We start from the raw sequence: 16,078 nt of genomic DNA, 5'->3' as shown, positions 1-16,078 counted from the left end.
AAGAATAGCCCTGCTGCTATTGTATTTTGGATTACTTGGATTCAGTTCAGAGTATAGGGGTCAACGTTGGCGATCCGCGAGAGCACGCTCGACGCGTCGGTTAATTTCATTTCACCTGGCCGCCCGTCCGGAATGATCGAGGCACGATATGTCCGGCGCCAACCGGATTATTTTATCGTTTATGTCTCCTCGCAGACGGGATGCCGGAAAGCGTGCCGGATGTGCCACTTGACCCAGACCGGTCAGGTGCATGCCGATGAGTTGACTGTCGACGAAATCGTCGGCCAAGCAACGGAAGTGCTCTCCTGGTATGACGTTCACGCCACTCCGGCCGAGACGGTGCACTTCAATTTCATGGCCCGGGGCGAGCCGTTCGCCAACCCTCATATTTTGGCGAACGGTGCCGAACTCGTCGGTCGCCTCAGCATGGAAGCTGTGCGTAGAGAACTAGTTCCCCGAGTGAAGTTCTCCTCGATCTTTCCGGATGAGCTCACCTCGGTGCCCAGCCTGGCCAGACTCTTCGGCGGGTACGCGCCGGATATCTACTACTCGATCTATTCGGTCGACCCACGTTTCCGCCGCCGTTGGCTACCCAAGGCGATGGATCCCGATCGCGCTCTCGATATGCTGCGGGATTATCAACTCAAGACTCGCAAGATTCCGGTCCTGCATTTCGCGTTCATCGCCGGCGAGAACGATTCCGAAGAGAGCGTGCACAATATTTGCGCGATGGTCAACAGTAAGCAGTTGCGGGTCGATGTCAATATCGTTCGATATAACCCGCACTCGCCGAGGGTCGGCCAAGAACCTGCCGAGGAAATCCTGCGGCGCAACGCCGCCATCATGGAAGACGCACTGCCGGGCAGTCGAGTGAAAATAATCCCGCGCGTCGGCTTCGACGTCAAGGCATCATGTGGAATGTTCGTCACGAAGTCCGACATCGACAATGTTTGATGCCTATCAGCTCGAAGTCCGCCGAACAGCAATCGACGGCCTCTCGACACGAGAGGACATATTGCTCGGCGCCATCGGCCTCTGCGGCGAATCGGGCGAGGTTGCGGAGCTTGTCAAGAAGCACGTATTCCATGGTGACCAGCTCGACCGGACATTGCTCATCGGAGAAATGGGAGACGTACTCTGGTATCTGGCGCACCTGGCCAATGCTCTCGGCGTCTCTCTCGAGGATGTCGCGGCCAGAAACGTGGAGAAGCTGCGACGCAGGTACCCGGACGGGTTTCCACGGTAAGTGCGATATCTGCTGTCATTAGTATGAGTGTGTGCTGCGGGTATGTGTCATAGGAAGACTTGATGCCGATAGAACCACTGCCATACGTCGGCTCGTCGAGCACGGCGCCTCGAAGTCGGCGAGGACGGAATACAGAACCCGGCCGCGCCCGCCGGCACCGTCCTCGTCCATGGCGCGTCACGCATCGATAGGGGCATGACCCTCGCGTATCACCTGGTGATTTACATCGCTGCTGCCAGCGGCGGGCACATAGACAACGACTCCGCTCATAGAGCGATGGCCGACATCGTGTTGACCACTGTGGGTCACCGCGCAAAGCTGCTGACCGAGGTTGACACCCTATGGACCGAGCGGATTGCCCACTATGCATGGAACATCCACTCGCGCCGCATGGCTCTCTACGGCCGACCACGCCTCGTCGCACCCGAGCCGACCTGGCCCGGCCAGGCTGAAAGACTGGCCGTGCGAATCCGATACGCCACGGGTGCGCGGGTCGACCACATCGGCTCCACATCGATTCCCGATCTCCCCGCCAAGGATGTCATCGACCTACAGGTGAGCGTAACCAGCCTGGACGACGCCGAATCCATGTCGCCGGCCCTCATCGACGTAGGCCTCGTCTTCCACCCCGGCATCGACAGCAACCAGCCACACGGGGCAGTCAGCGATCCCGATCAGTGGCGAAAGCACTACTACAAGTCCGCCGACCCGGGACGTCCGGCCAACGTGCACATCCGGCCGTACGGCACCGCCGGGTGGCGCTTCGCGCTGCTGTTCCGCGACTGGTTACGCGCCGACCCACAGATCCGCGCGGAGTATCTGACGGTCAAACGGGCCCTCGCACACCGGTTCGGAACGGATGCCGACACATCTCGATACGGCCTGGCCAAGGACCCGTGGTTCGCGACGGTCTTCCCGCGCATGGAGGAATGGGCCCGAGCCACCGGATGGCGTGAGGCTTGATCGAACCGCGAGCACGCGCTTCCGACGAGCCAGAGCTTCGTGGCCCCCAAGGGACACTATGAGGTCACCGGTAACGGTGAACGTCGCGACGTTGGTGCGACACTGGGTGGGCAGCGCTGGGGCAGGGGTCCGGGGCACGGTTCGTCCGCCTGGTGACGACGAGCCGTTGCCCTATAGGAATCCGGGGGCGAGGCCGTGCCCAAAGTAGATGCGGCACATACCCGGTCGTACGGCAAGCATGCCGAGACGCACCGAGCATCAGTGCTGGATCGTGTTTGGGGTTTTGCTCCCCAGACAGCTCAGCGCCTGCATGGCCTCGCGCTCTATGCGTGAAAGATCGCAGAGAGTGGTGCCTGCCTGTACGAGGCACTGTGCATTGCCTGATTCACCGGCTTGTGTGATCAATGCGGCGACTTCCGTCCATAGGGTGGCTGCCTCGGTGTATAGCCTGTGGCCGGTGCGCAGGTGGCTGCTGTCGATCAGTTGGGTGCACTCGGCGAGGAAGTCGCGATAGAAGTTGCGAAACAGGGCGCCGCCGGTGCCGGCCTTCTCCATCAAGAGGGCAGCCTGCAGCAGGTCCCGCTGCGGGTCTTCGGCCCGCTGGAACCATGTACGCACCAGCTTGCCAGCCTTCTCGATGCCTCGGTGGCCGAGGTTGGCGATGGGCGGGTTGAGGAAGGCGTCGGCGCAGGCGGTGATGGCGGGAACGATCTGACTCCGCGGGGAGAGTGGGTTCCTCGGAGCGGCGAGGGTGAAGGATCGGTGCTTGGCGGTCATCGGGCCGCGCGCAGCCCTGGCCTCGGCGAGGGTGGTCAGGCTGGTGGACACCGTTCCGCCTTGCTGGTCGGTGTCGACCAGATAGGCGTTGTGATCGTCGTAGCCGTACATGGCGACGACATGACCGCCGAAGTGCACCTTCGACTTGAAGTAATCCAGGTAGTAGCTGTCGAGCTGCAATCCGACGGGGTGGCCGGCGTCGATAAGGGCAACCACGTTCTCCCAAGCCCTGCGGGGGGAGGTGGTCTCCTGCACCAGCAGCTCCAGCCCGAGTCTGGTGGTCAGGTTTCTGGTGAGATCGAGAGGTTTGACGCGTCCCCCGAGGAAGGGGAAGCCCATAGTTTTGCTGTCCCAGTAGACGAAGGACAGACCGGAGCCGAGGCCGAAGAGCATGGGCTCGGACAGATCGAGTCCCTGCTGCCGCAACAGCACTCCCAGAGCCGTGGTCTCGCAGTGCTGCATACCGCGGGTTTCAATGTCTATTTCCGTCGTCATGCCATGCTTTCCTGGACGGGGATGATCAGCCGGGTCATCAGCTCTTCTCGCGGTGCCGCTGCCGAGCGCAGGCCACGCTCGTTGATGCGGCGGAGAGAGCCCTGTCATCATGTTGGACTCTCCCATAGGGGCAGAGTCCAACGCTGTACCCACTGGCCCGAAGTCGATCTACTCCCCGCTGTATCGGCGCGCCAACATTCGTCAGCATCGGACATGTCGTTTCGATGGTGCGCTGGCATTCATCCGGAAACCGCGCCGGGATTCGCCCGTAGAGCCACCTCGAAAACACCCGGAGGACACCACGAGCGTTCACCGAACGCGGCGACGGCCTGCAGGGCATCGCCTCTCTGCCTGTTGCAGCCCGAAAGCCCGGTGTGAATTTTGGTGGCGGCGCAATCACATTCCCGCAGTCGGAGGTCCGAAATGCCCTTCCCGCAAGAGATTCGCAGGAGGCGTGTCGGGTCCTCTTCGAACTCAGCACACCCCCAAAAGGGTGTGCGGGAGAAACTGCATCTCACGCTGGAAATCGTTCGCCGCAACACCATGACCGGCTTCGTCGTGCTGCCACGCCGTTGCCTCGTCGAACGCTCACTGGCCTGGATCTGCCCGCGCCGCAGCTGCATCCGCGACTACGAACGCCCACCCCGACCACCACAACGCCTGGGCGCGGCACTGGGTAGGCAGGCGCGAAGGGGGGTCCGGGGCTCGGCGTTGGGTAGGCAGACCTTGAGGCGGGGGTCCGGGGGCGAAGCCCTCCGGGTGGGGCGTGGGGGCTTCGCCCCCACAAAACACGCGGAACCCGCAAAAAAGGCGAGTGCTCTTCACGAGCACTCGCCTTCTCGGGTGGAGCTGCCGGGAATCGAACCCGGGTCCTCCGCCGTGTCTTCAGGACTTCTCCGTGTGCAGTTCGCTATGTCTCTGCTCGGATCTCTCGGTCACGCGAACAAGCCGAGATGACGATCCCAGTCGCTGTTCGATGTCCCGTCCGGCTCCGCGACCGAGTCGGACGGTGAGCCCTCTAGCTGATGCCGGCACCGGGACCGAGGGCATATCCCGGGCCGACAGAGACGCTATCGCTTAGGCAGCGAGAGCGTACTCGCGCTGATGAGAATCGGCGCTTAATTGGTTGCAGCGACGCTTACGGTGGTCTCTTGCCTGCACCGACACGCTTCCCCTGAATCAACGTACGCAGTCGAAACCGTTCAGCCCCGTACGCGCCCGCACCTTGCGGGCTAGTAATGCTAACACTCACCCAACGCCGGATCATCCCGATTATTTATGCGTGTTATGGATCATATCGATCAGATCCGATCACACACCGGGAGGGTCTCGCGCGGAAGGTACGCCGTCGAGCGAGTGTCGATGGTTCAACGCCAGCACCGCCGCGAGGGTTCCCAGCCCGAGATCCAGGTCGACCAGACCCCTCCCCACACTCGACGACCCTTCGCGCAAAGCCCTGCCTCGTACCACCGGACCCGAACGCCGACGAGGGAGCCAGCGCCGAGCACCTCGCCTCGAGACTTGCGGCGAGTCCTCGACTCCCGACAGCGCCCCTCCGACTCGTCGCGTCCGACAAAGGGCCGCCGAACTGACGCAGGCGCGGCATCGGCGCACGGCCGTGCGGGAACCCGGCGCACAACCTGGTCTCGCTGCGCCCACAATCCATCCCCCTCGGAAACATGAGGAGCGCTCACCCGATAGACCCGATATCATCCAATCCTCAATTAGCCTTCGAATTGCGGGTTTCCACCCTTACCCCAAGTCGGTCAATCGTCCGACTTCCAACACCTCCTCCAAGCGACGCCACGGCAACCGCGAAATCGCCTTCTCGGTGACCCCCTGCCCGGTACTGTTCCTGTTCGGCCGTACCGGAATTCGGATCGTCCGACGGCCGGAACAGGGAGCAATAATGGGTAACACCAACAGGCGACGTCGTCGCCTGTTCCATGCCGCGGCGGTGCCGATCATCGTCGGGCTCGTCTTGGCCGCGGCGTGTTCTGCGCCGAGCGAAACCACCGGTCCCGGCGTCACCAGTGCGCCGTGCCCGAACGCGATCGACAGGGCCAAGGGCTGCATCTACCTCGGTGTGCTGTCCGATCTCGGCGGCGGGCCGTTCGCCACGATCGGGAGGGCTATGCAGGATGGGCAGACGGCGTTCTGGACCGAGGTCAACAAGGCGGGCGGGATCGGCGGCTACGAGGTCGACATCTCGACCTACGCCAGAGACACCGCCTACGATCCGCACCGGCATCTCGCGGAGTTCCGCGAGATCGAACCGAACGTGCTGGCGCTCGCGATGAGCCTCGGCACCGCGCAGACCCTTGCCGCGCTCCAGGAGATGGACGCCGCGGACATCGTGACCTCCGCGGGCACGCTGTGGTCGGGCTGGGAGTATCGCGAAGCCGACATGAATCTGGTGCTGGCCAGCGGATATTCGTACTGCACCGAGGCGATCATGGGTCTGGACTGGTTCTCCGAGCACCAGTACCGGCCGCACAACCTGGCCGTCATCGCGTTCCGCGGCAACTACGGCGGCGACTACGCCAACGGCGCGCTGCGCTGGGCCGCGCACAACAACGTGATCGTCACGTCGCGCGTCGACACCGGCCCGAACACCGAGGTCGGCAACCAGGACCGGCCGGTCGCCGAAATCCTGGCCAATCCACCGGATCTCGTGCTGCTTGCCACCGGTCCCACCGAAACCGCCGAGATCGTCGGCAAACTCGTCGCGGCGGGCTACAAGGGACGCTTCCTCGGCTCGGCGCCGACCTGGAACGGCGCCTTGCTGAAAACCCCGGCCGCGCCCGCGCTGTCGGGGCTCTACAACTACACCTCGCCGGTCGACGGCTGGGACGGACGCAGCACGGGAGCGCGCAGGGCCCGCGCCGCCGCGCTGCAGGAGCCGACGAACTGGGGTTACAGCCTGGGCTGGGCGGCCTCCTACACGATGCGGGCGCTGCTCACGAAGGCCGCGGCGCAGGGCCCGCTGAACCGGGTCGGCGTGCGCGCGGCGCAGGACGCGCTGACGGTCGACTTCGAGGGAATGGCCGCGCCGCACACCTACAACGCGGGCCCACCGGATTATGCGGCCCAGCGTGCCGCGATCGGTGCCCCGGATGCGTCCGCGCCGCTAGGCTCGCGCACGGTGGCCACCGACTACCGCGGACCGACCCTGCCGCAACTGCCGATGCACGGGCCGTGTGTCCGGCTGTGAACCGGCCGACCACCGGGCAACGCACTCGTCTCCATCGAAAGAAGAGAACTTTGGGACCAATCCGCCGTCGCCGCAGGCTGTTCCGCGCCGCTGCGGCCGCGATCGCCTTCGGCTTCGCACTGGCGGCCTGTTCGACAGGGTCGACCGAGACCGGGCAGGGCGTCACCAGCGCGCCCTGCCCGCAGGCGGTCGACAAGAGCAAGGGCTGCATCTATCTCGGCGTGCTGTCCGACCTGGAGGACGGTCCGTTCTCCCCGCTCGGCAAGGCGCTCAACGACGGCCAGCTGGCCTTCTGGCGTGAGGTCAACAAGGCGGGTGGCATCGGCAACTACGAGGTCGACCTCACGACCTACGCAAGGGACACCGCTTACGATCCGCACCGGCACCGTGAGCAGTTCCGTCAGATCGAGCCGAACGTTCTGGCATTGGCGATGAGTTTCGGTACGGCGCAAACGCTTTCGGTGCTCCCGGAGATGGACGCGGTCGACTTGCTGACCGGCGCGGGCACCCTCTGGTCGGGCTGGCAGTATCGCGACACCGACCGGAATCTGGTGCTGGACACGGGGTATTCGTACTGCACCGAGGCGATCATGGGCCTGGACTGGTTCGCCCAATTCCAGTCCAGGCCGCGCACACTCGCCGTCGTCGCCTTCCGCGGCAACTACGGCGGTGACTACGCCAACGGCGCACTGCGGTGGGCCTCGGAGAACAACGCGATCGTCACCGCGCGCGTCGACACCGGCCCGAATGCCGAGGTGGGCAACCAGGACGGACCGGTCGCCGAAATCCTGAGCAACCCGCCGGACGTCGTGCTGCTGGCCACCGGTCCCGCCGAAACCGCCGAGATCATCGGCAAACTCGTCGCGGGCGGCTATGACGGCCGTTTCCTCGGTTCCACCCCGACCTGGAACGGCGCCCTGCTGAAAACGCCTGTCGCGGCGGCGATCACCTCGCGGTACAACTACACCTCGCCCTTCGACGGCTGGGACGGACGCAGCGTGGGCGCCCAGCATGCCCGCGCGGCCGCCCTGCAGCCGCCGTCCAACTGGGGTTACAACCTCGGCTGGGCCGTCTCCTATCCGATGAAGGCGGTGCTGAGCCGCGCCGAGGCGGAGGGCGATCTCACCCGATCCGGTGTGCGCGGCGCGCTGGAGGGACTGTCGGTGGATTCGGAGGGCATGGCGGCCGTGCACAACTACGGCACGGGTGAACCGGACCTCACCGCACAGCGGGCGGTCATCGGCGTGCCCGACGCGAACTCGCCGATGGGTTCGCGCACGCTCATCCCCGACTTCCGCGGGCCGACGCTGCCACGCCTGACGTTGCACGGGCCGTGCGCGCGGTTGTGAGAGCAGACTGACAGAACCCCTGGTGCGATCGACTCGAGCGCGCCAGGGGTTCCTTTACTTCGTAGCCGCGCCGTCGGCCGAGGTCTCAGCGGCTCATCCCCTTGACGCGGCGGCCGAGTTCGCGGGTGACTTCGCGTTCGGCGGTCCGCCGAGCCAGGTCCTGGCGCTTGTCGTAGTCCTGCTTACCCCTGGCCAGCGCGAGCTCGACCTTGACCTTGCCGTCGGAGAAGTACATCGACAGCGGCACCAGCGTCTGGTTGCCCTCGCGCGACTTGCCCACCAAACGCTCGATCTCTCGCTTGTGCAGCAGCAGCTTGCGCACGCGCCGGGGCGCGTGGTTGGTCCACGTGCCGTGGCTGAACTCCGGAATGTGCAGCCCGCGCAGCCACACCTCGCCGTTGTCGACCGTGGCGAAGGCGTCCACCAGCGAGGCCTTGCCCTCCCGCAGGCTCTTGACCTCGGTACCGACCAGCGCGATCCCGGCCTCGTAGACATCCAGGATCGTGTAGTTGTGCCGCGCCCGGCGGTTGGTCGCGATGACCTTGCGCCCTTTTTCCTTCATAACGGTCAACTCTAAGTGACGCGGCAATCGTTTTATTCCGGCGCCGTGCTCAGCACTCAGCCGCCGGGCCGCAGCGCGATGTACAGCACGAGGACCGCGACGAAGGCGGCGAGCATGAGCAGCGTGGACAGGCGCGGGCGGCCGAGGTGGACGGGCGTGCGCCGACGACCCAACCACACCGACTCCACCGCGGGATCCGTCGGGCCGTGCGGCGCGAGGGCGGGGGCGTCGGGCGGCGGCGATCCGCCAGACGTTTCGGAACCGCCCTCGGGCGGGCCATCACCGGGTGCCATTCCTGCACGGTAACCGCCGGAGCCTGGTTTTACCGGCCCACCCCTTGCGGTGTTGTGATTCGGTGATGTGGGCCGGGTCGCGAGGCGCGCCGACTACGCCAGGCGACGGCCGAAGGCCTCGGCGCCCGCGCCCGTCGCCGGATCCACGGTGACGACCCTGAGGTCGACCGCGTCCGGGGTGAGGTCCATGACCATGAAGCCCAGCTGGTGATAGTTCTCGTAGAGCGCGGGCGTCCCGGTGCCGGCCGGCGTGCGGCGCGGCTCCGCGCCGACGGTCTTCGCGCCAGCGCCCGATACGAGCTGGCGCGTGCCCTTGGCCGCCGCTGTGGGCTCGAGCACCTGGAGCGAGTGGTCGTGGCCGGAGAGGATGAAGTGGCACTTGCCCACCACGTGGTCCTCGAAGAACCGCTTCACGTGCACGCCGTTGAGCGGTTCGATGGGCAGGCCCTCGTAGTTGCCCGCATCGCCGTGCGGGCCGTTGTTCAGGTACGGGTGGTGGGTGCAGGCGATCTTCCACGGCGCGGGCGATTCGGCGATCGCCCGGTCCAGCCAGGCGCGCTGGGCGTTCATGAACTCGCCGTCGACCGCCCAGTACGGCGTGAACAGCGGCGGCAGGTAGGCGGCCAGCGGGTTGAGGTCGAGCACGAAGAACTCGACCACCGGCCGTTCCTCGGGCACCCGGATGGAGTAGTAGCGGCTCGGCATCCACCAGCGCGGCGAGTTGGCGTGGTACTCGACCTCGTGGTTGCCGCGCAGCAGCCAGCCACCGTCACCTCCGATGACCGAGCTCGTGTCGTGGTTGCCGAGCACCATCGCCCACGGGAAGTCCAGTCCGGTGTTCGGGTTCTCGAATTTCGTCGCGAACTGTGCGTCGTCGCCGCTGTTCGGGCCGCTCTCGTAGATGTTGTCGCCCAGACCGAGCGCCAGCGAGAACGGTTCGCGGGCGTGGAAGGCCCGTGCGGCGTCCGCAACGGCCCACTGGGTGCGCGTGCCGGTGCCCGCGTCGCCGGTGACGAGCACCCGCGCGGTGCGCTGGGCCGAGAGCCCGAACTTGGTGATCCCGGTGGCAACCGGAACCGCCTGGGCGGGCGTGAGGCCGACCAGCGTCGCCCCCGCCGCAACACCCGCGGCGCCCGCCAGCAGTTCCCGACGACCTATTCCCTGCGCACCACTCATACCGACCTCCGCGACTCCGATTTCCCCGGACCATCCTGGCCCACCGCAACGCGGCCGTCGATTTGAGGGGTCAACATTTCACAGTTCGTGCACCGGGATGTGCACATCCGGTCACCCGCCGGCGAGCACCTCGAGCACCTGCTCGCCGTATTTGGCGAGCTTGTTCTCGCCGATGCCCCCGATCGCGCCCAGCTGCGCCAGACTCGCCGGCTTGCGGGTCGCGATCTCGCGCAATGTCGCGTCGTGGAACACGACGTAGGCGGGCACACCCTGCTCCTTGGCCGTGGCGCCGCGCCACTCGCGCAACTTCTCGAACAGCGGCACATCGGCGGCGGCGAGGTCGGCCGCAGCGGCCGCCTTGCTCGACTTGGCGGACCTTGCCGGTTTGGCGGCCCGCTCCGGCTCGCGACGCAACCGCACCTGGCGACCGTCGAACAGCACCTCCTGGCTGGCCTCGGTCAGTGTCAGCACGCCGTAGTCGCCGTGCACCGCGAGCAGCCCCTGCGCGAGCAGTTGCCGGACGACGCCGCGCCACTCGGTATCGCGCAGATCGGTGCCGATGCCGAAGACCTTCAGCTCGTGATGGTCGTACTGGAGCACCTTGGGGTTCTGCTTGCCGAGCAGGATGTCGACGATATGGCCCGCGCCGAAGCTCTGACCCCGCTCGCGCTTGAGGCGCAAGACGGCGGACAGCATCTTCTGGGCGGCGACGGTGCCGTCCCAGGATTCGGGCGGGGTGAGGCAGCTGTCGCAGTTGCCGCAGGACTGACCCGTCTGCCCGAAGTAGGCGAGCAGCTGGGTGCGGCGACAGGTGACGGTCTCGCACAGGGCCAGCATGGCGTCCAAGTGCAGCTGCAGCTGCCGACGATGCGCCGCATCGCCCTCCGAGGAGTCGATCAGCCTGCGCTGCTGCACCACGTCGTTGAGGCCGTAGACCATCCACGCGGTGGACGGCTGACCGTCGCGGCCCGCGCGACCGGTCTCCTGGTAGTAGCCCTCGACCGACTTCGGCAGATCGAGATGGGCGACGAAGCGCACGTCCGGCTTGTCGATGCCCATGCCGAAGGCGATGGTGGCGACCACGACCAGTCCGTCCTCGCGCAGGAACCGGGCCTGGTTCGCGGCGCGGGTGCGGTTGTCCAGTCCGGCGTGGTACGGCACCGCACTGATGCCGTTCTCGTTGAGGAAGGCCGCCGTCTTCTCCACCGAATTGCGCGAGAGGCAGTAGACGATGCCCGCGGCGCCGGGGTGCTCGGCGCGGATGAACTCCAGCAGCTGCCGATCCGCGCGGTTCTTCGGCTCGATCCGGTACTGGATGTTGGGCCGGTCGAAGCTGGCCACGAACCGGCGCGCCCCGCCCAGATCGAGACGCTCGATGATCTCGTCGCGCGTCTTCTCGGTGGCGGTCGCGGTCAACGCGATGCGTGGAACGTCAGGCCAGCGCTCGTGCAGCATCGACAGGCCCAGGTAGTCGGGCCGGAAGTCGTGACCCCACTGCGACACGCAGTGCGCCTCATCGATGGCGAACAGCGCGACCTTGCCGCGATCGAGCAACGCGGCGGTCGACTCCAGCCGCAGCCGCTCCGGCGCCAGATACAGCAGGTCGAGCTCGCCCGCGAGGAACTGCGCCTCCACCGTGCGCCGCTCGTCAGGGAACTGCGTCGAGTTGAGGAAGCCCGCGCGCACGCCGAGCGCGCTGAGCGCGTCCACCTGGTCCTGCATCAACGCGATCAGCGGCGAGACCACCACGCCGACACCGGGCCGCACCAGCGCGGGCACCTGGTAGCACAGCGACTTGCCGCCGCCGGTCGGCATCAGCACCAGCGCGTCGCCGCCGGAGATCACGTGTTCGACGATCTCGGCCTGGTCGCCGCGGAAACTGTCGTACCCGAAGACCCTGCGTAGAACCTCTTGCGCCGCAGCGCTTTCGGCGCCCGCGGGGGCGCCGGGTCGGGTCACATCGACGGGGTGGGCTTCGGGGGGATTCACGGGGCCCATCCTACGAGCGACCCCTGACCGCCGCGCCGCTACATCGCGGTGGATCGAGCCGTATCGGCCGAGTTCTCCCCATGGGGATGAACCGATTTCCATGCCGGGGACGGCCCGCCCACGCAGACCGTCCCTGGCACGAACACCATCTCACTCGCGGACGTAGTACCGCAGGGTGGCGTAGGCCGCGACGGCCGCCACCAGGATGCCGACGGGCGCGATGGTCAACGCGACGGTGGCGATGTCGTCACCGGTGATGCGCGGGAACACGTTGCTGTCGAACAGCGGCCCGAGCGCCCGGTCGATGACCAGCGGCCGGGCGACGAGCAGCCCGAGGATCGCCAGCAGCGAGCCCGCCACGGCCGCGACCACGGCCTCGAGCAGGAACGGCAGCTGGGTGTACCAGCGCGTCGCGCCGACCAACCGCATGATGCCCACCTCGGTGCGCCTGGTGAACGCGGCGATCTGCATCATGTTGGCGATCAGCAGCATCGCCGCAAGCGCCATCACCACGGCAAGACCGAACGCGGCGTTGCGCAGGCCGTCGAACAGCCGGAGCAGCCGGTCCACGAACTCGCGGTCGTTGGCGACGGTGCGCACGCCCTCGCGGGCGTGATAGGTGTCGTAGATGCGCTCGTACTGGTCGCCGTCGGTCATCTTGACCCGCATCGAGGCGGGCAGCGGCGTTTCCGAGATGTACTGCACCATCTCCGGCTGATCGGCGAAGAGCTTCTTCGCCTCCTCCAGCGCGGCGGCGCGATTGAGGAACTGGACGCTGACCACACCCGAGGTGTTCTTCATGTCGGCAAGCAGCGAGCGGCACGGATCGGTGGCGCAGTCCGGGTCGTTGGCGGAGATGTTCTCGTCGAGGTAGAAGCGCACCTCGAGGCGGCCCGTGAAGTACTGCTCGGTCTTGTCGGCCATCCGCACCGAGAGCAGGCCGCCGCCCAGCATCGCCAGCGACACCGCGGTGGTCAGGATCATCGCGACGGTCATCGTCACATTGCGGCGCAGGCCGGTGACGACCTCGCTGAACAGGAAACTCGCGCGCATTACCGATCTACTCCGTACACGCCGATCGCGTCGTCGCGCACCAGGCGGCCGCGGTCGAGTTCGACCACCCGCCTGCGCATCGAGTCGACGATGTGGTTGTCGTGGGTGGCCATGAGCACCGTCGTTCCGGTGCGGTTGATGCGCTCGAGCAGAAACATGATGTCGCCGCTGGTCTCCGGGTCCAGGTTGCCGGTCGGCTCGTCGGCCAGCAGCACCAGCGGCCGGTTCACGAACGCGCGGGCGATGGCCACCCGCTGCTGCTCGCCGCCGGACAGCTCGCTGGGCAGCCGGTTCGCCTTGCCGCCGAGACCGACCATGTCCAGCACCTCGGGCACCGTGCGGTCGATGACCTGGCGACGTTTGCCGATCACCTCCAGGGCGAACGCGACGTTCTCGTGGACCGTCTTCTGCTGCAACAGCCGGAAGTCCTGAAAAACGCAGCCGATGCGCTGGCGCAATTTCGGCACTTTGCGTCCGGGGAGCCGATCGACGCGGAAGTCCGCGACGCGGATCTCCCCGGCGCTCGGCGCCTCCTCCTTCAGGAGCAGACGCATGAAGGTCGACTTGCCGGAACCGGACGGTCCGATGATGAAGACGAACTCGCCCTTGTTCACATCGACCGTGATGTTGTCCAGCGCGGGTCGCGTCGACGTCTTGTACGACTTGGTGACGTTCCGCATGGTGATCACGGGGAGCCAGTTTAACCAGCTAAGCCCGCGCATCCACTCGGGAGACGCAGCTACTGTCCGGCCTGCTCCGTATTCACTACGGCCGGTAGGGTGTTCACGACCTGCGTGATTTCGGTCGCGGCCGGTTGATCGGGCTTGACGAACAGGTACAACACGAAGGTCGCGACCCAGGTGGCCCCCAGGATCGCGGTCGATTTACGTGGTTTCACTGATACCTTCCCGGCGCAGAGCCGCAGCCACTCGGACCCGCAGTTCGCGTCCGACCTCGAACTGTTTACCCGGCAACGTTCGAGCAACCATTCGGATGTTCATCTGGTCCATGGTGAGGTCGTCCACGCCCATCACGGTGGGTTCGTCGAGCAGCAGCGGCTCGAGCCTGCGGTCGCGGAACGCCTCGGCTCCTACCTTGTGCAAGATCTCGTTCACCCTGGTGATGTCGGCGCTGGCCGCCACCGGAACGTCGATCGCGGCGCGAGCCCAGTCCTTCGACAGATTGGTCACTTTCACGATCTGCCCGTTCGGCACGGTGATCACCTCGCCGTCGGCGTTGCGCAGCGTGGTGATCCGCAGCGTGACGTCCTCGACCGTACCTTCGGCGAGGTCCGCCGATCCAGTCACGGCGATGCGAACTACGTCACCGAATCCGTACTGCCGCTCGGTGATCAAGAAGAATCCGGCCAGAATGTCCTGCACGATGCGCTGCGCGCCGAAACCCAGCGCGGCGCCGAGCACCGCGGCGGGGGCGACGAGTCCCGTCACCTGGAAGCCGAGGCGCTGCAGCACCTCCATGCCGACCAGCACGTAGACGATGGTCAGCACCACCCAGGTGAGCACCTGGGCCAGCGCGTGCCGGTGTTTGGCCGCCTCGGTCCGCACCAGCGCGTCGCTGCTGCGGAAGCCCGCGTCGATCTTGCTGGTGACCCGGTCGCGCACGAAGGTGGCGAATCGGCTGAACAACATCGCGCCGAGAATCAGCAGCACGACCTCGAGGCCGCTGGATCGCAGCCACGCTGTGGAATCGGCGGCGGAGGCCGCCACGTTCACCGCGTCCATCTCGGTTGCCGTCTCACACCATCCGCAACACGCACGCCAGACAGGCTACAACGGAGTACCGGCCGGGGCCGCGCGTCGCACCGGAATGCCGCGCACCTCAAATCAATTCGCCTGCTCCCGCATGCGCCACCGGATTCCGGACTCGATGAACCCGTCGATGTCCCCGTCCAGCACCGCGGTCGGGTTGTTGACTTCGTAGGCGGTGCGCAGGTCCTTGACCATCTGGTACGGGTGCAGCACGTAGGAGCGCATCTGGTTACCCCAGGACGCGCCCTCGTTGGTCTTCAGCGCGTCCATTTCGGCGCGCTCCTCCTGCCGCTTGCGCTCCAGCAGCTTGGCCTGCAGCACGCGCATGGCCGAGATCTTGTTCTGGAGCTGGGACTTCTCGTTCTGGCAGGTCACGACGATGCCGGTCGGGATGTGTGTGATGCGCACCGCGGAGTCGGTGGTGTTGACGCTCTGGCCACCCGGACCCGAGGAGCGGTACACGTCGACGCGGATCTCGGTCTCGGGCACCTCGATGTGGTCGGTGGTCTCGACCACGGGAAGCACCTCGACCTCGGCGAACGAGGTCTGGCGGCGGCCCTGGTTGTCGAACGGGCTGATCCGCACCAGGCGGTGGGTGCCCATCTCGACCGAGAGGGTGCCGTAGGCGTACGGCGTCTTCACGGCGAAGGTGGCGCTCTTGATGCCCTGCCCCTCGGCGTAGGACGTGTCGTACACCTCGACGGAGTACTTGTGCCGGTCCGCCCAGCGGATGTACATGCGCATCAGCATCTCGGCCCAGTCGGCGGCGTCGTCGCCACCGGCGCCGGAGCGGATGTTGACCAGCGCCTCGCGCTTGTCGTACTCGCCCGAGAGCAGGGTGCGGACCTCCATCGCCTCGACGTCGCTGTGTAGCGCGGTGCGTTCGGCGTCGGCCTCGGCCAGGGCTTGAGCGCGGGCTTCGCCCTCCTCGTCCTCGGCGAGTTCGTAGAGCACCGGCAGATCCTCGAGCCGCTGGCGCAGCTCCTCCACCCGGCGCAACTCGCCCTGCGCGTGGGACAGCTGGCTGGTCACCTGCTGAGCGTGGTCCTGGTTGTTCCACAGGTCGGGATCGGCCGCCTGGTGCTCGAGCTCATCGATACGGCGGCGCAGTTCCTCGATGTCGAGGACCGACTCGACCGTCTTCAGCGTGGCGTCGAGTTCGGCGAGATCAGCGGAAACGTCAGGATGCACG

General features: G+C 66.3%; 15 protein-coding genes and 1 other RNA gene. 5 read left to right on the top strand and 11 right to left on the bottom strand.

Annotated features, from left to right (window positions below; all coding sequences use genetic code 11):
• The first annotated feature begins 66 nt into the window (after positions 1–66).
• The 3 genes from NL1_RS17360 (at position 67) to coaE (ending at position 2,209) form a co-directional block, all read left to right on the top strand.
• Complete coding sequence (locus NL1_RS17360; RefSeq protein WP_067840616.1) at positions 67–954, top strand: radical SAM protein; 888 nt, start codon at positions 67–69, stop codon at positions 952–954.
• Positions 947–1,246 (top strand): nucleoside triphosphate pyrophosphohydrolase family protein, encoded by a 300-nt coding sequence (locus tag NL1_RS17355; RefSeq protein ID WP_067840614.1) that lies wholly within the window; start codon positions 947–949, stop codon positions 1,244–1,246. Before NL1_RS17360 ends, NL1_RS17355 begins: the two co-directional genes overlap by 8 nt.
• Positions 1,247–1,441: 195 nt before the next feature.
• Entirely contained in the window at positions 1,442–2,209 is a 768-nt protein-coding gene (gene coaE / locus NL1_RS17350) for a dephospho-CoA kinase (RefSeq protein WP_084510696.1), read from the top strand.
• Positions 2,210–2,467: 258 nt separating this feature from the next.
• Here coaE and NL1_RS17345 read toward each other — a convergent pair whose 3' ends face one another.
• A complete protein-coding gene (locus tag NL1_RS17345; RefSeq protein ID WP_067840610.1) occupies positions 2,468–3,481 on the bottom strand; it encodes a BtrH N-terminal domain-containing protein in 1,014 nt (337 codons plus the stop codon).
• An 841-nt stretch (positions 3,482–4,322) separates the two neighbouring features.
• Positions 4,323–4,691: a transfer-messenger RNA gene (gene ssrA / locus NL1_RS17340) on the bottom strand.
• 699 nt (positions 4,692–5,390) lie between these two features.
• Between ssrA and NL1_RS17335 the strand changes: the two genes are divergently transcribed.
• Positions 5,391–6,695 (top strand): ABC transporter substrate-binding protein, encoded by a 1,305-nt coding sequence (locus NL1_RS17335; RefSeq protein WP_067840608.1) that lies wholly within the window; start codon positions 5,391–5,393, stop codon positions 6,693–6,695.
• Positions 6,696–6,745: 50 nt separating this feature from the next.
• Positions 6,746–8,044 (top strand): ABC transporter substrate-binding protein, encoded by a 1,299-nt coding sequence (locus tag NL1_RS17330; protein WP_067840606.1) that lies wholly within the window; start codon positions 6,746–6,748, stop codon positions 8,042–8,044.
• Between the two features lie 85 nt (positions 8,045–8,129).
• Here NL1_RS17330 and smpB read toward each other — a convergent pair whose 3' ends face one another.
• The 9 genes from smpB to prfB all read right to left on the bottom strand — a co-directional run bounded on the left by smpB (position 8,130) and on the right by prfB (position 16,077).
• Positions 8,130–8,606 (bottom strand): SsrA-binding protein SmpB, encoded by a 477-nt coding sequence (smpB, locus tag NL1_RS17325; protein ID WP_067840605.1) that lies wholly within the window; start codon positions 8,604–8,606, stop codon positions 8,130–8,132.
• A gap of 56 nt (positions 8,607–8,662) precedes the next feature.
• A complete protein-coding gene (locus tag NL1_RS17320; protein WP_067840603.1) occupies positions 8,663–8,899 on the bottom strand; it encodes a WLR motif membrane protein in 237 nt (78 codons plus the stop codon).
• Between the two features lie 93 nt (positions 8,900–8,992).
• Positions 8,993–10,075 carry a metallophosphoesterase gene (locus NL1_RS17315; protein ID WP_067840602.1) on the bottom strand — a complete coding sequence of 361 codons (1,083 nt, stop codon included), beginning with the start codon at positions 10,073–10,075 and terminating at the stop codon, positions 8,993–8,995.
• Positions 10,076–10,186: 111 nt separating this feature from the next.
• Complete coding sequence (recQ, locus tag NL1_RS17310) at positions 10,187–12,064, bottom strand: DNA helicase RecQ (RefSeq protein WP_373862566.1); 1,878 nt, start codon at positions 12,062–12,064, stop codon at positions 10,187–10,189.
• Between the two features lie 150 nt (positions 12,065–12,214).
• A complete protein-coding gene (ftsX, locus tag NL1_RS17305) occupies positions 12,215–13,117 on the bottom strand; it encodes a permease-like cell division protein FtsX (RefSeq protein WP_067840598.1) in 903 nt (300 codons plus the stop codon).
• On the bottom strand, positions 13,117–13,806 hold the full coding sequence (gene ftsE / locus NL1_RS17300) for a cell division ATP-binding protein FtsE (RefSeq protein WP_067840597.1): 690 nt from the start codon (positions 13,804–13,806) through the stop codon (positions 13,117–13,119). Before ftsE ends, ftsX begins: the two co-directional genes overlap by 1 nt.
• A 50-nt stretch (positions 13,807–13,856) precedes the next feature.
• Complete coding sequence (locus NL1_RS40505) at positions 13,857–14,015, bottom strand: Rv3103c transmembrane domain-containing protein (protein ID WP_431952819.1); 159 nt, start codon at positions 14,013–14,015, stop codon at positions 13,857–13,859.
• Positions 14,002–14,859, bottom strand: a complete 858-nt coding sequence (locus tag NL1_RS17295; RefSeq protein ID WP_156094907.1) for a mechanosensitive ion channel family protein — start codon at positions 14,857–14,859, stop codon at positions 14,002–14,004. The genes NL1_RS40505 and NL1_RS17295 overlap by 14 nt, the downstream gene beginning before the upstream one ends.
• Positions 14,860–14,961: 102 nt before the next feature.
• A complete protein-coding gene (gene prfB / locus NL1_RS17290; RefSeq protein ID WP_067840596.1) occupies positions 14,962–16,077 on the bottom strand; it encodes a peptide chain release factor 2 in 1,116 nt (371 codons plus the stop codon).
• Position 16,078: the final 1 nt, after the last annotated feature.

This window comes from Nocardia lijiangensis NBRC 108240 (assembly GCF_001613045.1).
Taxonomy (GTDB): Bacteria; Actinomycetota; Actinomycetes; order Mycobacteriales; family Mycobacteriaceae; genus Nocardia; species Nocardia lijiangensis.
This window is presented reverse-complemented; position numbering and strand designations above follow the sequence as displayed.

Excerpts from the sequence above, each read along its gene's own strand:
- NL1_RS17320 (WP_067840603.1), bottom strand. The coding sequence starts at position 8,899 with ATGGCACCCGGTGATGGCCCGCCCGAGGGCGGTTCCGAAACGTCTGGC.
- smpB (WP_067840605.1), bottom strand. The coding sequence starts at position 8,606 with ATGAAGGAAAAAGGGCGCAAGGTCATCGCGACCAACCGCCGGGCGCGG.
- ftsX (WP_067840598.1), bottom strand. The coding sequence starts at position 13,117 with ATGCGCGCGAGTTTCCTGTTCAGCGAGGTCGTCACCGGCCTGCGCCGC.
- NL1_RS17295 (WP_156094907.1), bottom strand. The coding sequence starts at position 14,859 with ATGGACGCGGTGAACGTGGCGGCCTCCGCCGCCGATTCCACAGCGTGG.
- coaE (WP_084510696.1), top strand. The coding sequence starts at position 1,442 with ATGACCCTCGCGTATCACCTGGTGATTTACATCGCTGCTGCCAGCGGC.
- NL1_RS17355 (WP_067840614.1), top strand. The coding sequence starts at position 947 with ATGTTTGATGCCTATCAGCTCGAAGTCCGCCGAACAGCAATCGACGGC.
- NL1_RS17335 (WP_067840608.1), top strand. The coding sequence starts at position 5,391 with ATGGGTAACACCAACAGGCGACGTCGTCGCCTGTTCCATGCCGCGGCG.
- NL1_RS17345 (WP_067840610.1), bottom strand. The coding sequence starts at position 3,481 with ATGACGACGGAAATAGACATTGAAACCCGCGGTATGCAGCACTGCGAG.
- NL1_RS17315 (WP_067840602.1), bottom strand. The coding sequence starts at position 10,075 with ATGAGTGGTGCGCAGGGAATAGGTCGTCGGGAACTGCTGGCGGGCGCC.